The 18175-nt window shown below is 49.3% G+C and carries 23 protein-coding genes; 13 read left to right on the forward strand and 10 right to left on the reverse strand.

Annotated elements, in window-relative coordinates:
• The first annotated feature begins 18 nt into the window (after positions 1–18).
• A complete protein-coding gene (locus tag ACFSUF_RS05190; RefSeq protein ID WP_377600819.1) occupies positions 19–2136 on the forward strand; it encodes a response regulator in 2118 nt (705 codons plus the stop codon).
• Between the two features lie 108 nt (positions 2137–2244).
• On the opposite strand, the gene ACFSUF_RS05195 is transcribed toward ACFSUF_RS05190, so the two are convergent.
• Positions 2245–2424 carry a hypothetical protein gene (locus tag ACFSUF_RS05195; protein WP_377600821.1) on the reverse strand — a complete coding sequence of 60 codons (180 nt, stop codon included), beginning with the start codon at positions 2422–2424 and terminating at the stop codon, positions 2245–2247.
• Between the two features lie 35 nt (positions 2425–2459).
• Entirely contained in the window at positions 2460–2621 is a 162-nt protein-coding gene (locus ACFSUF_RS05200) for a hypothetical protein (RefSeq protein ID WP_377601790.1), read from the reverse strand.
• Positions 2622–2835: 214 nt separating this feature from the next.
• On the opposite strand from ACFSUF_RS05200, the gene ACFSUF_RS05205 reads away from it, so the two are divergent.
• Genes ACFSUF_RS05205 through ACFSUF_RS05215 form a run of 3 tightly spaced genes read left to right on the forward strand, consistent with a single transcriptional unit; the run spans position 2836 to position 4423 of the window.
• Positions 2836–3168, forward strand: a complete 333-nt coding sequence (locus ACFSUF_RS05205; protein ID WP_377600823.1) for an STAS domain-containing protein — start codon at positions 2836–2838, stop codon at positions 3166–3168.
• A 20-nt stretch (positions 3169–3188) separates the two neighbouring features.
• Complete coding sequence (gene rsbW / locus ACFSUF_RS05210) at positions 3189–3644, forward strand: anti-sigma B factor RsbW (protein WP_377600825.1); 456 nt, start codon at positions 3189–3191, stop codon at positions 3642–3644.
• Complete coding sequence (locus ACFSUF_RS05215; RefSeq protein WP_377600827.1) at positions 3641–4423, forward strand: sigma-70 family RNA polymerase sigma factor; 783 nt, start codon at positions 3641–3643, stop codon at positions 4421–4423. Before rsbW ends, ACFSUF_RS05215 begins: the two co-directional genes overlap by 4 nt.
• Positions 4424–4460: 37 nt before the next feature.
• On the opposite strand, the gene ACFSUF_RS05220 is transcribed toward ACFSUF_RS05215, so the two are convergent.
• Positions 4461–5681 (reverse strand): NAD(P)/FAD-dependent oxidoreductase, encoded by a 1221-nt coding sequence (locus tag ACFSUF_RS05220; RefSeq protein WP_377600829.1) that lies wholly within the window; start codon positions 5679–5681, stop codon positions 4461–4463.
• Positions 5682–5891: 210 nt separating this feature from the next.
• Here ACFSUF_RS05220 and ACFSUF_RS05225 point away from each other — a divergent pair, with 210 nt between their 5' ends.
• Both ACFSUF_RS05225 and glgD read left to right on the forward strand, forming a co-directional pair.
• Positions 5892–7091 carry a glucose-1-phosphate adenylyltransferase gene (locus ACFSUF_RS05225; protein WP_377600830.1) on the forward strand — a complete coding sequence of 400 codons (1200 nt, stop codon included), beginning with the start codon at positions 5892–5894 and terminating at the stop codon, positions 7089–7091.
• Position 7092: 1 nt separating this feature from the next.
• A complete protein-coding gene (glgD, locus tag ACFSUF_RS05230) occupies positions 7093–8214 on the forward strand; it encodes a glucose-1-phosphate adenylyltransferase subunit GlgD (RefSeq protein ID WP_377600832.1) in 1122 nt (373 codons plus the stop codon).
• 164 nt (positions 8215–8378) lie between these two features.
• On the opposite strand, the gene ACFSUF_RS05235 is transcribed toward glgD, so the two are convergent.
• Positions 8379–9170, reverse strand: coding sequence for an SDR family oxidoreductase (locus ACFSUF_RS05235; RefSeq protein ID WP_377601736.1), 792 nt, complete (start codon positions 9168–9170; stop codon positions 8379–8381).
• 53 nt (positions 9171–9223) lie between these two features.
• A complete protein-coding gene (locus ACFSUF_RS05240; protein ID WP_377600834.1) occupies positions 9224–9691 on the reverse strand; it encodes a Dps family protein in 468 nt (155 codons plus the stop codon).
• A 204-nt stretch (positions 9692–9895) separates the two neighbouring features.
• Between ACFSUF_RS05240 and ACFSUF_RS05245 the strand changes: the two genes are divergently transcribed.
• From ACFSUF_RS05245 to ACFSUF_RS05260, 4 genes are all read left to right on the forward strand, one after another.
• Positions 9896–10312 (forward strand): ATP-binding protein, encoded by a 417-nt coding sequence (locus tag ACFSUF_RS05245; protein WP_377600836.1) that lies wholly within the window; start codon positions 9896–9898, stop codon positions 10310–10312.
• A complete protein-coding gene (locus ACFSUF_RS05250; protein ID WP_377600838.1) occupies positions 10309–11079 on the forward strand; it encodes a sigma-70 family RNA polymerase sigma factor in 771 nt (256 codons plus the stop codon). Before ACFSUF_RS05245 ends, ACFSUF_RS05250 begins: the two co-directional genes overlap by 4 nt.
• Positions 11080–11169: 90 nt before the next feature.
• Complete coding sequence (locus ACFSUF_RS05255; RefSeq protein ID WP_377600840.1) at positions 11170–11490, forward strand: hypothetical protein; 321 nt, start codon at positions 11170–11172, stop codon at positions 11488–11490.
• A gap of 78 nt (positions 11491–11568) precedes the next feature.
• Entirely contained in the window at positions 11569–12663 is a 1095-nt protein-coding gene (locus tag ACFSUF_RS05260; RefSeq protein ID WP_377600842.1) for an AI-2E family transporter, read from the forward strand.
• Between the two features lie 53 nt (positions 12664–12716).
• On the opposite strand, the gene ACFSUF_RS05265 is transcribed toward ACFSUF_RS05260, so the two are convergent.
• The 5 genes from ACFSUF_RS05265 to ACFSUF_RS05285 form a co-directional block, all read right to left on the reverse strand.
• The gene (locus tag ACFSUF_RS05265) at positions 12717–13181 is read right to left on the reverse strand and encodes a hypothetical protein (protein WP_377600845.1); all 465 of its coding nucleotides are present in this window, start codon (positions 13179–13181) and stop codon (positions 12717–12719) included.
• 23 nt (positions 13182–13204) lie between these two features.
• Positions 13205–13594: a DUF5665 domain-containing protein gene (locus tag ACFSUF_RS05270; protein ID WP_377600847.1), complete on the reverse strand. Its 390-nt coding sequence runs from the start codon at positions 13592–13594 to the stop codon at positions 13205–13207.
• Positions 13595–13693: 99 nt separating this feature from the next.
• Positions 13694–14197: a YtxH domain-containing protein gene (locus ACFSUF_RS05275; RefSeq protein ID WP_377600848.1), complete on the reverse strand. Its 504-nt coding sequence runs from the start codon at positions 14195–14197 to the stop codon at positions 13694–13696.
• 52 nt (positions 14198–14249) lie between these two features.
• The gene (locus ACFSUF_RS05280; RefSeq protein ID WP_377600850.1) at positions 14250–14507 is read right to left on the reverse strand and encodes a GlsB/YeaQ/YmgE family stress response membrane protein; all 258 of its coding nucleotides are present in this window, start codon (positions 14505–14507) and stop codon (positions 14250–14252) included.
• Positions 14508–14658: 151 nt separating this feature from the next.
• Positions 14659–14925, reverse strand: a complete 267-nt coding sequence (locus ACFSUF_RS05285; protein ID WP_377600851.1) for a YozQ family protein — start codon at positions 14923–14925, stop codon at positions 14659–14661.
• Between the two features lie 185 nt (positions 14926–15110).
• Between ACFSUF_RS05285 and ACFSUF_RS05290 the strand changes: the two genes are divergently transcribed.
• From ACFSUF_RS05290 to ACFSUF_RS05300, 3 genes are read left to right on the forward strand one after another with little or no spacing between them, the layout of a single operon-like run.
• On the forward strand, positions 15111–16682 hold the full coding sequence (locus ACFSUF_RS05290; protein WP_377600853.1) for a spore germination protein: 1572 nt from the start codon (positions 15111–15113) through the stop codon (positions 16680–16682).
• Positions 16663–17943, forward strand: a complete 1281-nt coding sequence (locus ACFSUF_RS05295) for a Ger(x)C family spore germination protein (RefSeq protein WP_377600855.1) — start codon at positions 16663–16665, stop codon at positions 17941–17943. The genes ACFSUF_RS05290 and ACFSUF_RS05295 overlap by 20 nt, the downstream gene beginning before the upstream one ends.
• Positions 17940–18149, forward strand: a complete 210-nt coding sequence (locus tag ACFSUF_RS05300) for a hypothetical protein (RefSeq protein ID WP_377600857.1) — start codon at positions 17940–17942, stop codon at positions 18147–18149. The genes ACFSUF_RS05295 and ACFSUF_RS05300 overlap by 4 nt, the downstream gene beginning before the upstream one ends.
• The last annotated feature ends 26 nt before the right edge of the window (positions 18150–18175 follow it).

An 18175-nucleotide genomic window follows, 5' to 3' on the forward strand; every position in this document is an offset into this window, starting at 1 on the left:
GAAAGGAGGGGAAGCGTAATGCTGTCTTCTGAAATGGATGACACAATTAACATTTTGCTGGTGGACGATCAGCCTGAAAATTTACTGACGCTGGAGGCAGTACTGTCCGAAGAAAACTATAATCTAGTTAAGGCCGGCTCGGGGGAGGAAGCGCTCCGTTACCTGTTAAAGCATGATTTTGCGGTTATTGTACTGGACGTTCAGATGCCGGGGATGGATGGGTTTCAGACGGCCAAACTGATCAAAGCGAGAGAGAAAACAAAGCATATTCCGATTATCTTCATCTCAGCCAACAGCAAAGAAACCAACCATCTGTTTGCCGGATATTCCGTCGGCGCAATGGACTACATGGTGAAACCGTTCGTACCGCAAATTTTAAAGTCTAAGATAGAAGGATTCGTCAGTCTCTATATCAGCAACAAGACACTTCAGACCCAGACGAGGCTGCTGCATCAGAAAACCCATGAACTCGAAAAGATGAACAGTGAATTGCTGCGGGTTACGTACAGTCTTTCCAAGGCGGAAGCCCAGGCCAGGGTCATTCACGAAACTTCGATCGATTCTATGGTCACTTTTAATGACGAAGGCCGTATTCTCGCTGTCAATCCTGCAGTGGAGACCATGTTCGGCTATCAAGGAGATGCGCTGATCGGCCAGGATATTACCCGGCTGCTGCCCTTCCTTTCGGATATGGAAAACAACGGTGTGGGGATTCACGGCAAATATATCGTCGGGAAATTAACGGAGGTACAGCCCAAGCGAATGGATGGAAGCACCTTCGACGCTGAAATTCAAATCGGGGAGGCCATCATCGAGGAAGCCCGCATTTTCGCTTGCACGATCAGCGACATAACCGAGCGAAAGCGGACAGAACGGGCGCTCTTGCAGGCAAAGGAACGGGCTGAGATCGCTGCAAGAGCCAAGAGCGAATTTCTGGCGATGATGAGCCATGAAATCCGCACGCCGATGAACGGCGTTATCGGCATGACTGATTTACTGCTGGAAACGGGATTATCAGAGGAACAGCAGGAGTATGCCGATATTATCCGCAGAAGCGGCGACGCTCTGGTAGCCATCATCAACGATATTCTGGATATCAGCAAGATGGAGTCGGGCCGTATGGAGCTCGAAGAGCAGCCGTTCAATCTGAAGGGTCTGATTGAAGAAGCCTTGGACCTGTTCACTGCGAAATCCAAGGAATATGATCTGGAAATGATCTACTGTGTAACTCCTGATCTTCCCGCATGGTTTTCTGGAGATACTACCCGTCTAAGGCAGATTCTGATGAACCTCGTCGGCAATGCCGTCAAATTCACGGAAAGAGGCGGCGTTTATATCCTGGTAGACAAGATTCAGGAAGATGATGAGCTGATGGAAATCCGATTCTGTGTAAAAGATACGGGAATCGGCATCCCTCCGGACAAAGTGGAACATTTATTTAAACCTTTCTCTCAGCTGGATTCTTCCATGACCCGCAAATACGGCGGAACGGGATTGGGACTGGCCATCTGTAAAAACCTGGTAGAACTGATGGGCGGCCGGATTTATGTGGAAACGCCTGAGGAAGGGCAGGGGACGATGTTTATTTTCACCCTGCTGCTGGCCCCATATCATAATCCGGATGTATTGGAGTTCGAAGAGTCCAAGAACAGGGATGTTGCAACGGAAGGATACGAGCAGCCTGTCTCCTTTCAATCCCTTATTGCGGAAGACAGGCTGGCTGCAGGCAGCCCCCATACCGATCAGGGTTCCGCCAGAAAACGCGTGCTTGTGGCGGAGGATAATGTCATCAATCAGAGACTGATCGGATGTATGCTGGGGAAATTAGAAATAGATATGGACCTGGCTGAGAACGGGGCGGCCGCCGTTGATCTGGCATTACAAAACCGGTATGACCTGATCCTGATGGATATGCAGATGCCGGTAATGGATGGGCTCGAGGCTTGCAGGCTGATCCAAAGCAAAGATGAAAATGCTCCGCCTGTCGTGGCCATGACCGCCAACGTTCTGGATGACGATAAGAACAAATGTATTGAGGCAGGAATGCAGTCCGTTCTAACCAAACCGTTGAAGATCAAGCAATTACGCAATCTTCTGAATGAGTGTTTTAACAGTAATCAAGATATGAAGTTGTAACGACAAAAAAAGGCCGAACCCGGGTTATGGGTTCGGCCTTTTTACCACATAAGGCGAATAAACCTACATTTGAACGCGGTCGCTCCTCTTCGAAAGACCCCGATAGCCTTACTTAGTGAACGAAAGATCCATTTGCAGAATTTGCTGCTTTGTTTTCGGTGTGCCGTATTCCAGCATCAGGCTGTAAAATTCTTTGAGCGGATTTTCAACTGCCTCAGAGCGGCGTTGAGCCTGCTTCGGCTGGCGGAACTGTTTATCCTTTTTTGCATTTACATGTGCCTTCTTCATAGATGTCACCTCTTATGGAATGTACAAGACGCGGGTCAGAACTTAGGGAAAACATACTGCACCAGGAAGTATAAGATACCGAAAATGATGATAATATAAGCCACATACTTAATGAGTGTCGACGCCACCAGGCTGGAATCCGATTTATGCTCTACATGGCGCTGTTCGATTTCTACATTTTTATTCTCATCCATCATTCATAACCTCCATTAGGTAAGTTGGTAATCTGCAGTCTGAATGTCTTGCCGTCTATCAGTCCTTACCACGGTCGACCTTTCTCTAAACAGGCGCATTCCACATATTGGAAAAGTTTTGTTATGAAATTTGTGTTTCAATTTGATGTTACGTGGTTTAATTAGAACAGACAGCTATATATACTAAAAAATATTTTATTTATAGAGAGGGATCTTAATGAATCAGATGGATAAGTTTCAAATCAGAACGGAAAACAAAGAGAATGAATGCGTGCTGTATGTGAGCGGAGAGCTTGATCTTTCCATGGCAGGCGAGATGCGCTCAGCCGTTGAACCGCTGATGGAGCAGACGGAAAGAACGCTGGTACTGAATCTGAAAGACCTGACCTATATTGACAGCACAGGCATTGGAATCATTCTTTCGATCCTCAAGGCAAGAACTGCCAATAAGGGGCCTTTCCTTGTAGAAGACATTCCAGTGAAAATCAAGCGTCTGTTCGACATGACCGGCGTTTCCAAATTCATCCCGACAAACGGACAATTCGCATAAAGAAAGGATCGAAGAGAAGAATGAATGCAGCAGACAAATACGTAAGTTTGAAACTCCCGGCAGATGCGGAGTATGTGGATATCGTAAGGCTGACCTTATATGGCATTGCTGTCAAAATGGGCTTTTCGTATGAGCAGATTGAAGATATGAAAGTAGCTGTATCCGAGGCCTGCAACAATGCAGTGCTTCATGCTTATGAGGGCATAGCGGCAGGCTATATGGAAATCCGGTTCGAGCGCGGCGTGGATTCTCTAAGCATTACGGTGAAAGACGAAGGCAAGAGCTTCAATGTGGAAGGCCGCGATCCGAACCGTGCATCGATGCATGACAAGCAGTTGGAAGAAGTTCAAGCGGGCGGGTTGGGCTTGTACTTGATGCAGGCCTTAATGGATGATGTACGCGTTGAAAGTAACAGCGGTACGGAGGTAGTGCTGACAAAGCTGCTTAGCCGCAGTGCGGAGAAGGAGATGGCATGATGCCCGGCTCTGCTTCGCAACAACCGCAGTATGATTGGATTGCTCAAATTCTGGAATATCAGCAAACCCGCGACAATGATATTGCCACAGCTTTATTGAAGCAATATGAGTCCATCGTCAAAATTGCTGCCGGCAAAATTTCGCGCAACCGCCCGGATCTGTATGAAGATTTATATCAGGTGGGGCAGCTGTCTCTGCTCCGGTTATTTGACCAGTACGATACCAACGTCGGCATTCAATTTGAGCCCTATGCAATGAAAAGCGTCATCGGTCATATGAAAAATTACCTGCGTGACAAAGCCTGGTATGTGCAAGTTCCGCGCAGAGTGAAGGAAAAAGGCTTTGTTATCCAGCAGGCAATTGACGACCTGACCGTCAAGCTGGAGCGTTCGCCTTCTGTCGAGGAGATTGCGGAACACCTGCAATTGTCCCTGGAAGAAACGATGGAGGTTCTAGCCGGCCGGGAGTGCTATAAATATGTATCACTTGACACTCCTCTTTCCCATGAGGAAAGCGCGGCAACCATCGGCGACTTGATCGGCAGCGGTGTGGATGATTATGATTCCGTGGAGAAGAAGCTTGATCTTCGCGAGGCTTTCGTCAAACTGAAAGACGATGAACAGAAAGTGCTTACCCTTGCTTACGAGAAAGGCTTATCTCAGCGCATGATTGCCCAAATGCTGGGCGTGTCCCAAATGAGCGTGTCCCGGATCCAGAAGCGGGCGGTAGATAAGCTGAAAGAACTGTTGACGGATTATCAGGATGTTATGGACGGATAAAGCAGCAGCCCCGGTCGGGTGACCGGGGCTGTTTTGTTCAAACCACGTTAGATAGTTTACTTGATGTACGAAACAGCTCTGCTGCCGGGTGGGTTTGTCCTTGTACCTGACAGGTAAGAATATCGGCTGCCAGCATGCTCAGAACGGGTTGATTATAACCGCTCCCGAATCCGTAATAGATCCCGCGTTTCTCGGAATCTTCCCCGATGACAGGAAGCGATGCTCCCGCATCTTCCCCGTGAAGGATCCATTGTTTCTCAAGGCTGACGGGGTGTTCCGGAAACAGGTCGCGAAGCTTGTCTTGCAGGTTCCGGAAAGACGCTTGTCTCTCTGAAGGAAGAACGGGCCTGTCCGGTACCGCATGTTCGGTAACAGATGCCAGAAGCCGCCCCTCAGGGGTTGTCCGTACACGCAGCTGAGCCTGCTCTGTATTCTCAAGAAAGCTGCTGTATTCCCACCGGTCCAGGTTATGGAGCGGCGGGGTAATCCCCGCGTACGTCCGGATCTTCCGTACGCGGTTTTTTCTGCTGCATCCGGCCCCGGGTCCTTCTTGCCCGCCTGCGTAGATGACGCTGCGGGCGCTTACCCGGCCTAAGGCCGTATGCAGCAGGTAGCGCCGTCCGGCCTGTTCCCGGCCGAGGACGGCACTGTCACCGTACAGCCGCACCCCGGCTGTACGGGCACGCTCTGCCAGGCCGTCCGCGAAGCCGGCCGGGTTCATCTCCGCATGGCCGTGCGTGCAGAACGCAGCGGCCTTGCGGAAGGGGTACAGCCGCCGCAGCTCGGATTCCTCGAGGAAGGCGGCCGGGATCCCGTGCGCGGAGAACGCACGGTACTCTCTTGCCAGCCGCAGCGTGTCGGCGTCGCTGTCCGCGAAGCGGAGGCTGCTCCGCCGCTGGATGGCGGCGTGCGGCAGCTGTGTGCCAAGCCGCTGCAGGTCGGCCGCGGCTTTGCAGCAGAACCGCTGAAACTGCACCGCTGCGTCTGTCCCGATGACGGCTGCCCGCTCATGAAGCATCATTGATCCGGTATGAATTATGGTCCCAGCAGCATGCGCCGCTTCTACAGCCGGATTCGAACCCTCTTCCAGCAGAACGACGTTCTCCCCTGCCTCTGCAAGCTTCAGTGCGCATAGCAAGCCCGTAAACCCTCCCCCTATGACGGCAGTATCGCTTTCTACATGCCCTTTCAAGGAAGCGCAGGCAGCCGGAGAAGCGATATTCCCTGGTCCGACCCATATTCCGGTTTCTGAATTCAAACGATGAATCCTCCTTTTTCTTTATATAAAACCCCGCTCTATATCTTTTATTACATTTATCAACTGTTTTCGACACTTTGAAACTTCTGTAACTTTCTACAATGTTTCTTGTTTCATCTGACGGTAGCGAGTGTATAAATCAATACAAACGTTAATAGAGTAGATTCGCGTTTATAAACTTGATAACCAGATGAAAGGTGACGATAGAGAATGAAACGAACAGAATGTGTTGCCATGCTGCTGGCAGGAGGAGAAGGGACCCGCCTGAAGTCTCTGACAGCCAATGTGGCAAAGCCCGCCGTACATTTCGGGGGGAAGTACCGCATTATCGATTTTGCCCTGAGCAACTGTGCAAACTCCGGTATCGACACCGTTGGTGTGCTGACGCAATACCAGCCGTTAGCTTTAGGCTCGCACTTGGGTGTGGGAACCCCTTGGGATTTGCATCATGACCGCGGCGGCTTAACCGTATTACCGCCCTATATGGATAAGAAGGAGATGAAGTGGTACACCGGGACGGCTAATGCGGTCTACCAGAATCTCGCTTATCTGGATAGCTGCAACCCGGAATATGTACTGATTTTGTCCGGCGATCACATCTACAACATGGATTACCGCGCTTTAATCGATCGACATAAAACTACGGGAGCGGATGTGACCATTTCGGTCGTAGGCGTGAAGTGGGAAGAGGCAAGCCGATTCGGCATCATGTTTACCGACGGCGAGGACCGGATTACGGAATTTGCCGAGAAACCGGCCAATCCGAAGAGCAACCTGGCTTCCATGGGGATTTATGTATTTAAATGGGACGTGTTAAAAACATATTTGATGCGGGACGAACTGATTCCCGGCTCTTCCCATGATTTCGGCAAAGATATCATTCCTGCTATGCTAGCTGACAAGGTGAAGCTGTATGCCTATCCGTTCGAAGGCTACTGGCGCGATGTAGGAACGATTGAAAGCTTATGGGAGGCTCATATGGATTTGCTGGGCGAACAGCCGCTGTTCAAGTTGAATTCGAAGCGCTGGCCTCTATACACCGCTTCCCAGTCGAGAAGTCCTCAATATATTTCTGCTACCGCATCTATCGCCAACTCGCTTTTGAGCGACGGATGCCAAGTTTCAGGTGACGTTTCGTCTTCGGTTCTCTCGTATGGAGTCAAAGTAGGTGAAGGTTCCGTTATCCGTAATTCCGTCATCATGCCGAACGTGAAAATCGGCAGAAACGTTCAAATCCATAATGCGATTATCGGGGAGGGAACGGTGCTTGCGGACGGCGACATCGTAGGCAACTCCCAATCGGTATCATTGGTTTGCAAGGAAGACATAGTTCCACTGGAGAAGGATAACAAGGTCATCTTCACCTCACGCGAAAAGCAGCTACTACATTTACTGGAAAGGATCGGATAACATGCAGGATATTCTTGGAATCGTTAACCTGACACATACCAAAGAAGAGGCATTGGCGGAACTTACCTGGAACCGCTGCGTAGGCACACTCCCGTTTGCCGCGAATTACAAGCTGATCGATTTTGCCTTATCGAATTTGGTGAATTCCGGCATTACTAAAGCAGCGGTCCTTTCCAATGCGAATTCGCGTGCGTTGATCAATCATGTTTCGTCAGGCAAGGCATGGGGGATGGAACGCCGCCGAGGGGGATTGACCGTGCTGCCGACGTTCCTGGATTTCGGTTACTTGACCGGGGATGTTCATAAATTCTATGCCCATCTCGATTATTTGGAAAGCTGCCCGGAATCTTATGTTCTGCTGACTTCCAGCCATATGATCAGCTCGGCCAACTATTTGCAGTTGTTCGAAATGCATCAGCAGCGGAATGCGGATGTCACCGTTTTGTACAAACCTATTGATCCTGCTCAGGAAGAAATGCCGGCAGGCTGCGATGTATTGCAGCTTGACAGCAAGGGATATGTTACTGGCGCGGCTCCAAGCCATACGGCCTGGAACCATGGCATTCAGAATGTGTATATGGGTACGGCGGTGATGAGCAAAGACTTTTTAGTACAACAGGTCCGTAAAACTTATGCCGAAGGCAAATTTACTACCCTTATGGATGCAGTGCTTCATGCGGACGGCGCCTGCGAAGTGTTTGCTCATCCGTATTACGGCTATACGGCCAACATAAGCTGCACATCCAGCTATTTAAAAGCAAGCCTTGACCTTCTTCGTCCGCAGGTATGGGAGCAGCTGCTTGGAGGAGACCAAACGGTCTTTACGCCTGCGATCGAAAGCTCGCCGACCCAATATGCCCTTCATTCCATTGTGCGGAATTCTCTGATAGCAGGAGATTGCATCATTGAAGGAAACGTAGAAAACTGTGTTATTTTTCACGAATCCCGCATTGCTCGCGGTGCAAGGCTCAAAAATTGTGTCGTTCTGCATGGAAGTCGTGTTGATGCCGATGCGGATTACGAAAATGTCATTATAGGACCTAACGGTGTTATTACTCCGGAAGAAGACTATATCGGCGTAGACAAAGAGTTGCCTGCTTATAGCAGCGGCCTGTTAATCTGAATTGAATCTATGTACTTGCCAAAGCAGCTCCCCGGATCAAGTGTCGGGGAGCTGCTTATTTTCCTTTTTGCTATATTGGTTTATCACAACAGAAAACACCCGGCTTGCCATACCCTATAGGTATAACAGCCAGGTGTTTCTACGTTTCTATGTTACTCTGTTACCTATCTAAGCAGTGATTCCGCTCCGTCGATATAGATCGGAGTGCCGGTGATGTGGTTCGATTCCTCGGAGGCAAGGAAGAGCACTAGATTTGCTACCTGTTTAGGGGAACCTGGGCCGTCTTCCAGCGGCTGGCTTCCGCCTTTCGGAAACTCGATCGGAATTTCGATCTTATCAAGTTCAGGGGTTCTCTTTGTGCTTTGATCAATATGTGTAGAGATGGCACCGGGACAAATCGCGTTGACCCGTATTTTGTATTGCGCCAATTCCAAAGCGGCCATTTGCATAAAGGCAACCTGACCTGCTTTTGCAGTTGAATAGGCGCTCATTCCGAAGCCGGAGAAAACACGGTTCCCGTTAATGGAGCTGGTGATAATAATGCTTCCGCCATTTTCTTTGAGGTGCGGTATTGCATATTTCACTGTTAGGAAGGTGCCGGTTAAGTCGATACTGATCGTTTTGCTCCAGTCCTCCATCTCCATATCTTCAATCGGAGCGAGCGTGCCGTTAATGCCGGCATTCGCAAACACAATGTCGAGCTTTCCCCATGTACCGATGACTTCTTTCACGGCCTGCTTTACCTGCACAGGGTCGGAAACATCCACATCGAGTGCAATCGCTTCGCCGCCGGCTTCTTCGATCTGCCGTTTGACTTTATTGACATTATCGCCTTTCAGATCGATCAGCCCGATTTTGGCTCCCTCTTCTGCAAGCCGAAGGGCCGCCGCTTTCCCGATGCCGGAACCGGAACCGGTAATAAAGGCTACTTTCCCTTGCAGACGTTTCAGGTTCACCTCTTGTTGCTTTCCTGCAGTATTCAAGATGTTCGCCCCTCTCCAGTATCAATTCAACGTTTTTTTCCAAGGAAGTTATTCATCATATACACGTGTTTTTCCAGCGCCAGCTTGAACTCCGTCAGCATGTCAGCCGTAGCATCGTCTTCTTTGTCTTCCTCCGCCATCGTAATGGCCTCCTTCAATTCATCGCAAAGCTGCGTGAAATCCGCAACCACCTGATTTACCATCTCTTCTGCGCTTTCGCCGCCTTCCGCTTCGTTGATCGTAGCGGCTTTCAGCACGTCCTGCAGCCGGGAAGCCGGCTTGTAGCCTAGACCCAGCATTCGCTCAGCCAGTGCGTCTAAATGAAGGGTGACCTCATTGTACATTTCTTCGAACTTCGGATGCAGCGAGAAGAAAGTAGGGCCGGTAACGAACCAGTGATAGTGGTGAAGCTTCATGTACATTACAGAGAAATTGGCTACCTGCTGATTCAGCGCTTCCTCGAGCGTATTTACATTTTTTGTTTTGGTTGGCATAGGTATTTCTCCTCCAATGAACTTATTTTTATGGATCAAGATGTATTGCCTACCCCTTATCTAACCTTACAGCCCTTTGGCTAAACACCGGCAGAGAATTCCGATTCAAACATTTTGTTTGGGTTTAATTAGAAATAAATCATGCGTCAGTTTGGACGCGCCGTGAAATCTACCGTGACCCTCATTTGGAAAGGATTGAGAGCGATGACTAACGAGAAAGAATCGGTGAAGTTATACATACCGGCGGATGAACGTTATATGGATGTAGTTCTTGCCGCGTTATACGGCATAGCAAGCAAGATGGGATTTTGTTTTGAAGATATGGAAGATATGAAAATAGCTGTGACCGAAGCTTGCCGGGGTGCCGTCTCTTTTGGAGAACGGAATGGGAAAAGCGGAGAGCTGCAGCTTTCTTTTCTAATGGACAGTGAAACCCTTACGATTATCGTAAAAGACGAGGAATCCGGCTATTTCTATCAGCGCTCGATCCCGCCGGCTCAAGACGATTTTCAACTAAGCATGCTCATGCTGAACAGCCTTGTCGATCAAGTGCATATTACGCAGGACGGCGGTACGGAAGTGGTGCTCATGAAACAAGTTCACAGGAGCGGATGGTTATGAAGCCGCAGACCGGGCGCACGCTTGAGCAGGAACAGCTGGACCGGATTCAGCTGTATCAGCAAACCGGCAGCCATGATGTCGCAACCGAGCTTCTGCAGCACTTCGAACCGATGGTCAAACTGGCCGCCATCAAAATGTCCCGCAACCGCAATGACCTGTACGAAGATCTGTATCAAATAGGACAAATTGCATTATTGAAGCTGTTCAGCCAATATGATGCAAGTTTGGGGATCCCGTTCGAGCCGTATGCGATGAAAAGCTTGATTGGACGGATGAAGAACTACCTGCGGGACAGCTCTTGGTATATTCAAGTTCCGCGGAGAATCAAGGAAAAGGGAGTCCTGTTCCAACAGGCAATAGACGAGTTGACCATGCAGCTGGAAAGATCCCCCAATATAGCCGAGATTGCAGAGCATTTGCAGCTCTCAGTGGAGGAAACGGTCGAAATTCTGGCGGGAAGAGAGTGCTATCAATATGTATCTTTGGATACGCCTCTATCGGCCGAGGAGGCCGCAACAACGATCGGTGATATGATCTCTTCGGACGCGGACGATTATTCACAGATTGAGAATAGGCTGGACCTTGCGCAGGCATTTGAGAGACTGAAAGAAGAAGAGCGGAGTATATTGAATCTAAGCTACCAAAAAGGGTATTCCCAACGGATGATCGCGCAGGAGCTGGGAATGTCCCAAATGAGTGTTTCCCGAATCCAGCGCAGAGCTATGGAGAAGCTGAAGCGGCTGCTGGCCGAGCCAAACCAAAGTTAAATTATCGAGGAAACGATTCAAGTATATGGGCAAAGGGTAAAGATAACTAACCCCAAAAGCCTTACAAAATCCCTTCAGGTGGTGAGAACAATGCAAAAGGTGAAACATCGTGTGAAATGTTTTGACAGCGAAATATTGGTTGTTGAGAAGACGGAGGCCAAGTACGAGCTCAGCATTCAATCGTTGCTAAACCCGCTGGGGTTCGGGATTCCTTTGGAAACGTTTACAAATGAGGATGATGCGATTTCAGCGTCGCAGTATTTCTGCCACATGTATACCATTGCAAAAGAAAAGGGATATTATCTTCAAAATAACTCCTTTAATAAACCGGACAAAGAAAGCATTACCGTCCAATGGGTCATCCATAATAAATTTACGGAAGACGAATGGTCAACGATTCTGGCCGGTTAATCCGGCAGTCATAGAAGTGCTGACAGAAGCGGGCTGGCAGGCCCGCTTTTATGATGTGTATATAGAGAGGTGTCTGGTATGCCCCAAGGCAAATATTTTCGAATCGGCTACGGGATGATCGTGTTTCTCGTGATTGTCTGGCTGCTGCATCAGGTGGATTTTATATTCAGGCCCTTGTGGACGATAGGGAAAGCTCTGTTCTTCCCTTTTCTGCTTGCGGGTGTATTCTACTACATTTTACGGCCTGTGGTGCTCTTGCTCGAACGAAGGAGAATCAGCCGGACCTTATCGATCGTTGTGCTTTATTTGCTCATAACGTGTGTCATAGTCAGTTTGAGCATGTTCATAGGACCTGTCATCAGGAAGCAGGTAGAAATGCTGATCGCCAATCTTCCGGAACTGATCGACAGCTTTCGAAGCCAGCTGCTGGAATTGCAGGCGAAGCCATGGGCGAGAGGCCTGTTTCAGGAAGGAAATACGGATCTCACCGACCGGGTGGCAGACTATTTCAGCGGGGCGATGACAACGATAGGAGACAGGGCGCTCAATTTAATGGCGGTCACTACAGGCATTCTCGTCATTCTCGGAATGGTTCCGTTTATCCTGTTTTATATGCTGAAAGACGGGGAGAAAGTGCCTCACATTCTGCTTCGGTGGCTGCCGCAAAGGCATGAAGTAGAGGGGCGCAAAATACTTACGGAGATGGATGACGCGCTCAGCTCGTATATTCAGGGACAGTTTATCGTAAGCCTGGTGTTGGGTGTTATTATTTATATAGGGTATTCGATTATCGGCATGGAATACTCACTTCTCCTGGCTATCCTGGCTATGATGACCAATGTGATCCCCTCTGTGGGTCAGCTAATAGGCGTCATTCCAAGCATCATTGTAGCGTTTATTCACTCTCCGTCCATGGTTGTAAAAGTAGTCATAGTCGTCACTATCGCACAGCAGATCGAAGGGAATTTATTATCGCCCCATATTATGGGCAGAAAGCTGGATATCCATCCGCTTACGATCATCATGCTGCTATTAGTATCCGCCAGCCTGGCCGGTTTTCTGGGCATGCTCCTGGCCGTTCCGCTTTATGCCATTGCCAAGGTCATTGTGCAGCACGCGCTCCGGCTCTTCATCCTGCAGCGCTCCGCCCCCGAGCCCAGCAAAGAACCCTAACCGGGAATGGTTAGGGTTCTTTCTTGTACTTCAACATATCAGAATGTATATGATTACGATTGGATCGGATCCGGTACGACGCCGCGCTCACGCAGCTCTCCGTTCGTCTTCATGCCTTCCATATCCTTGCCGAGCCGGATCATTTCCTTTTCGTTCTGGGCCATAGAACTGTTGTTGCTTTGCTGCATTTTCTCCCAGTCTTCCAGCTTCCGCCGAAGAACTTCCGCTGTCTCGTGGAGTTTGGCCGAAGCTTCAGTGCGCAGCTCTTGCTCCGCTTTACCGGCTGTTACAGCTGCATTGACCCATTCCACGGAGGCGGTCCGGTCATCGGCCGACATATGATAGGGAAGAAGAAGGACAGTTTCGCCGCTTGAAGATTCGTCACTAAGTACATACCGATAGGTAAAAGCCTCCTCATCTTGTCCGTGTGAGTAACCGAGACCTGTCAAAACATTATGAAGCAGATGATAGGGCAGCCGTGTATGAGGAAGTGTTTCTTGATCCGATACAGGTTTCATGCAGGTTCGCCTCGCTTTCTTGCTTATTTGTACGCGTTAATATAATCCTGCAAATCGGCGATATATTTTCCGATGACCGGCATATCGATAAACATGCTTAACAGCCATCCCAAAAGACCGATAACCAGTGCTGTTCCAAGTGTCATTCCCAGTCCCCGGGCAAGTCCCGCGGTAAAGTTGTTGAAGAGCCTTTTTTTCATGTTTCCGTAATTTTCAATAATGTCCTTAAACTCGCCTTTTTCAAAAAAGTGATTTAACGTCTCAATTTTACCGTCCAGCTTTCGGATGTCCTTCTGTTCTTCCGTGCGGGAGCCGGGAGTTTCCACATCTTTGTGTGTCCAATCCCGTTCGGTAAAAGTTCCTGATGTGCGCGTACCGGGGGTACGGTTTCTGTTCGTTGTGCTTGCCGGCATGGCTGTTCACCTCCAAGTTGTATGGGAAGAAAAAATAGCCAGTTTCTATGAAGATAGAACGGCTGGCTATTTCTCTGGAATGCGTGTATGGGCTTAAGCTTATTTAGACGACTGGTTACCAGACTTGTTATGATCTAAGGTTCCGGTGGAAGATGTGGAAGTGGAGCCGTAACCGGATCCTGTTGATGTAGCCGAAGAAGTTGCACTGTAACTTGATTCCTTGCCGGAAGGGGAAGAAGATGAAAGTACTGTATCTCCCGTCCCGGAAAACGGATCGGCAGCTTTTTGCTCGTTCCGCCAAGTTTTGTATTCTTCGATAGCGCCTTGTCCCAGTTCCTTAGCTTTGCTCAACATCTGGGAAGCCTGACCCGCAACGCTGCCGGCTTGGGTTCCGACATTGGAAGCAAGGTCTTTAGCCTTTGTCCCCAGCGTACCGGTTAATTCCGATGTCTTTTCATTCAAAGTAGAGCAGGAGCTCATTAAGTCTTGACGAAGCTCGGTGCCTTTCTTTGGAGCGAATAGAAGCCCTGCAGCTGCTCCCACCAGGCCGCCGACAATAATTCCTGTCATCATGCCGCCGCCGCTCTTAGTTTGAGTACTCATGAAAATCCTCTCCTTTTTGGTTGAAAGTAATGGTTAAACTTCGGGATGTTGATTAAGCAGTTCTGCGGAACATTCTGAAAATAATGCCAAGCAGGAAGACGAACAATGCAGCGCCGATGATGGCTGGAATCACCGCGAAACCGCCGATGTCCGGACCCCAGTTGCCAAGAAGCAGATTACCCAGCCAAGCACCTACAAAGCCGGCGATCATCGAGCCGATCACCCCGCCCGGCATATCGTTTTTTACTAATGCGTCGCCGATCAGACCGATTACGATCGCCATAATAATACTAATAAGAAAACTCCACATGCTTACCACTCCTTTGTCGTTTCGTATTGGGTTTGTCTTGCATGCCTATTCTTAAACGGCAGTATTTGCTTTGAAACATGGAAAGGGGAAAGACAGGATCGATGCAGATGCAAAACGGCTTCCGCTAGGAGCGGAAGCCGTTGGGGGAGACTCAATCGTTTGCAGTCCCGGTATCGTTATTTGTTGCCGTCTCATCATCGTAAAGCTTACATGTTTCACCGTTTTCTAACATCACGACTCCATCCGAAGTTCCGGCTTTATAGGCGTCGCTGTACTGCTCATGAGTAGTGGCTGTTCCTTGAGAAAGCTGGCCTTCTCCCTCATAGTCGGTAACGTTGTAACGGTGTTCGGCTACTTCATCGGCCGCTTTCAGTAAATCGCGATTGGGCAGTGATTCTTCCCGGTTGTTGCCTGCCATTTACAGTACCCCCTTTTGGCGCATATTGGTACATCCTTAGGCTAGGGTAACCCGAATGACAGAAAATTATCGGCCGAGCAAGCCTTTTTAAATATAGTTTGGGGTAATTTTAGCTAATAGAGCTTTGACCGGAGGCGCATGAAACTTCCAAGTCAGGGGAAATCTACCTGCAAAGGAGGGTTCCTATGTCATTTCTGACCACGATACTTGGACTGAAAGGAACAGCTAACGAGAAGGACGGGTCCAGCCGCATGCAAAGAGGCGTGCCTGCGGAGTCTCCCAGCTTGTCCTGTGTAATGAAAGAGAACAGGGACTTTATCGAGAAGTCGCTCGGGCAAGATTCGGATATTGTACTGAAAGAGATAGCAGCCGGCAGCTATCCTTTACAAGCGCTGGTCATGTATACAGACGGACTGACCAGTCAAGCCATTGTTAACGAAACGATTCTTAAGCCCTTGGCTGCCGACTCAAAGAGCGGCTCATTACGAGAGAGCGCCACACCGGAAGCGGCTTACCAATGGCTGCTTCACGAAGCGATAACGAACGGCGGCATCAAAGAACTTACATCATGGCCGGAACTGTATTTGGAGCTGTTGGGCGGCAATACCGTCATCCTCCTGGACGGAGTCGGGAAGGGACTTTCCGTGGATACTTCCAGCCCGAAAGAGAGAGCTATTGAGGAACCCTCCTCGGCAACAGTCATTCGTGGTTCCAGGGAAGGCTTCACAGAGAACCTTAGGACGAATACGATGTTGGTACGCAGAAAAATCCGGGATTCCAGGCTTCGCTGCAGACAGATGAATATAGGCGAAATGAGCAAGACGGAAATCGCAGTAATGTATATGGAGGGCATAGCGAAAGAAGATGTTGTTCAGGAGCTTTTTGCCCGGCTTCATGCAATCAAGGTGCCCGGCATTCTGGAAAGCGGAAATATTGAAGAATGGATACAGGACCAATTTTGGACACCGTTCCCAACGGTTTTTAACACCGAGCGCCCTGACATGGTGTCTGCCGCCCTGATGGAAGGACGTGCAGCCGTTGTAGTGAACGGCACCCCTTTCGTGCTTATTGTGCCTGCTTTATTCACCCATTTTTTTCAGGTAGCGGAAGACTATTATCAGCGGGCGGATATCGGTTTTTTGATCCGGTTGTTAAGATACATCAGCTTGCTTATCTCCTTATTGGCACCGGCCTTATTTATCGCAGTTACAACCTTTCACCAGGAAATGCTCCCTACTCCATTGCTGATCAGCTTGGCGGCACAGCGGGAGGGGATCCCCTTTCCCGCCTTGATCGAGGCGATTGCCATGGAGTTCACGTTTGAAGTGCTGCGGGAAGCGGGCGTCAGGCTGCCTAGAGCAGTCGGACAAGCCGTGTCCATCGTCGGAGCGCTTGTCATCGGCCAAGCGGCTGTGGAAGCGGGTATCGTTTCGGCGGCCATGGTTATTGTAGTTTCCATTACGGCGATTACCAGTTTTGTATTCCCCGCTGTAAACATGAGCATTTCGATCCGGATGTTGCGTTTTCTGTTTATGATTCTTGCAGGCAGCTTCGGACTATTCGGAATTACGGTCGGGCTGATTGCCCTCACTCTCCATCTGTGTTCTCTAAAATCATTCGGCGTCCCCTACATGTCGCCTTTTGCCCCCTATGATACCTACGATCAGGGTGATGCGATCTTCCGTATGCCCCCATGGCTGATGAGGCGAAAGCCGGATTATCTGGGAGGTAAACCGCATGCAGACCGGAACCGGTAAACATCATTCCAAGCATAAGGAGGCGAAAGGGTTGGGCTCCATAACCATAATCAAGGCAGTTAAAAGCGCGATGATTTTACTGCTTCCTATTGTGATGATAACTTTATTTCTTCCAGGCTGCTGGAACAGGAGGGAGCTGAATGATCTCGCCATAACCCTTGGGTTGGGCCTGGATAAAGAGGAGAATGGCAATTATACGGTTAGTGCGCAGGTGGTGAATCCCTCCTCTATCGGCGGAAAAAGCCGGGGAGGCGGGGCAACTCCTGCAGTGGTATATACCGCCGAAGGCCGCACTATTCTGGAAGCGGTTCGCAAGATGACAAAGCAGACACCCAGAGAAATTTATTCCGCTCACCTTCGGGTGCTGGTGATCGGCGAGCGACTGGCAAAGGAAGGCGTTGCGCCTGCTTTGGACTACCTTGCCCGGGACCATGAAATCCGGAACGACTTCTATATCCTAGTGGCAAGACGTACTACGGCTCAAAAAGTGCTGCGGATATTTACTCCTTTGGAAACCGTGCCTGCCCAAAAAATGTTTAACTCCTTAACGACATCGGAACAGGTATGGGCACCGTCAATCGGCATCTACTTAGATGATCTTCTTTCCCGAGTGATCAGCAAGAATATGTGGCCTGTATTGACCGGTGTCGAAATTGCCGGTCCCGTTTCGGAGGGGGAGTCACTGGATTCCATGCAGACGATTGACCCACCTGCCCGATTAACCATTGGAAATTTAGCTGTTTTCAAAAAGGATCGGCTGGTAGCCTGGCTCAATGAGAAGGAAAGCAAAGGCTATAATTACATTATGGACAATGTAAAAAATACGGTCGGACATGTCCGTTGTCCGAAGGGAGGCGTGTTTAACGCAGAAGTCGTGAAAGCGGACACCAAATTCAAAGGAAGCCTGGAGCATAACAAGCCGGTCATCGATGTACATTCCGTGATTGAAGCAAATGTAGCGGAAGTCATGTGTGACGCCGATATTTCCGATGTCAAGGTCATGCAGCAGTTGGAGTGGGCTGGCAGAAAAGCGGTGTTAGATATTATGGAAAGCTCCGTACAAAAAGCTAAATCATGCAAGTGTGATGTCTTCGGTTTTGGAGAAACATTTCATAGAAAGCATCCGCAGCAGTGGAAGAGAATGGAGAAGGAGTGGGATGAGATGTTTCCAAGGGTAAAAGTCCGATATCATGTCGGATATACGCTTCGCAGAACAGGCACGCTGAATAAAGCGATCAGGCCGGCGGAGAGCGGAACATGACGTATCTTTACATTGGCGCCTTCACCTTGCTGATCCTGCGGCTCGAAATGCCGACACTGCGAAGATCCGGCTCATGGAATACGATCTGCGCATTCTTGGTGCTGCTGATTGTTGCAGTTCTCTATAATGTTGCAGTCTATATCGTCGGAATACAAGCGACTCCATTGGCATGGATCGACCATTTGATTACATTGGTAATAAAATAAGCTTTCTTTTCTGAAAGGGATGGCTA

Source organism: Paenibacillus gansuensis (assembly GCF_042684925.1).
GTDB classification, from domain to species: domain Bacteria; phylum Bacillota; class Bacilli; order Paenibacillales; family DY6; genus Paenibacillus_N; species Paenibacillus_N gansuensis.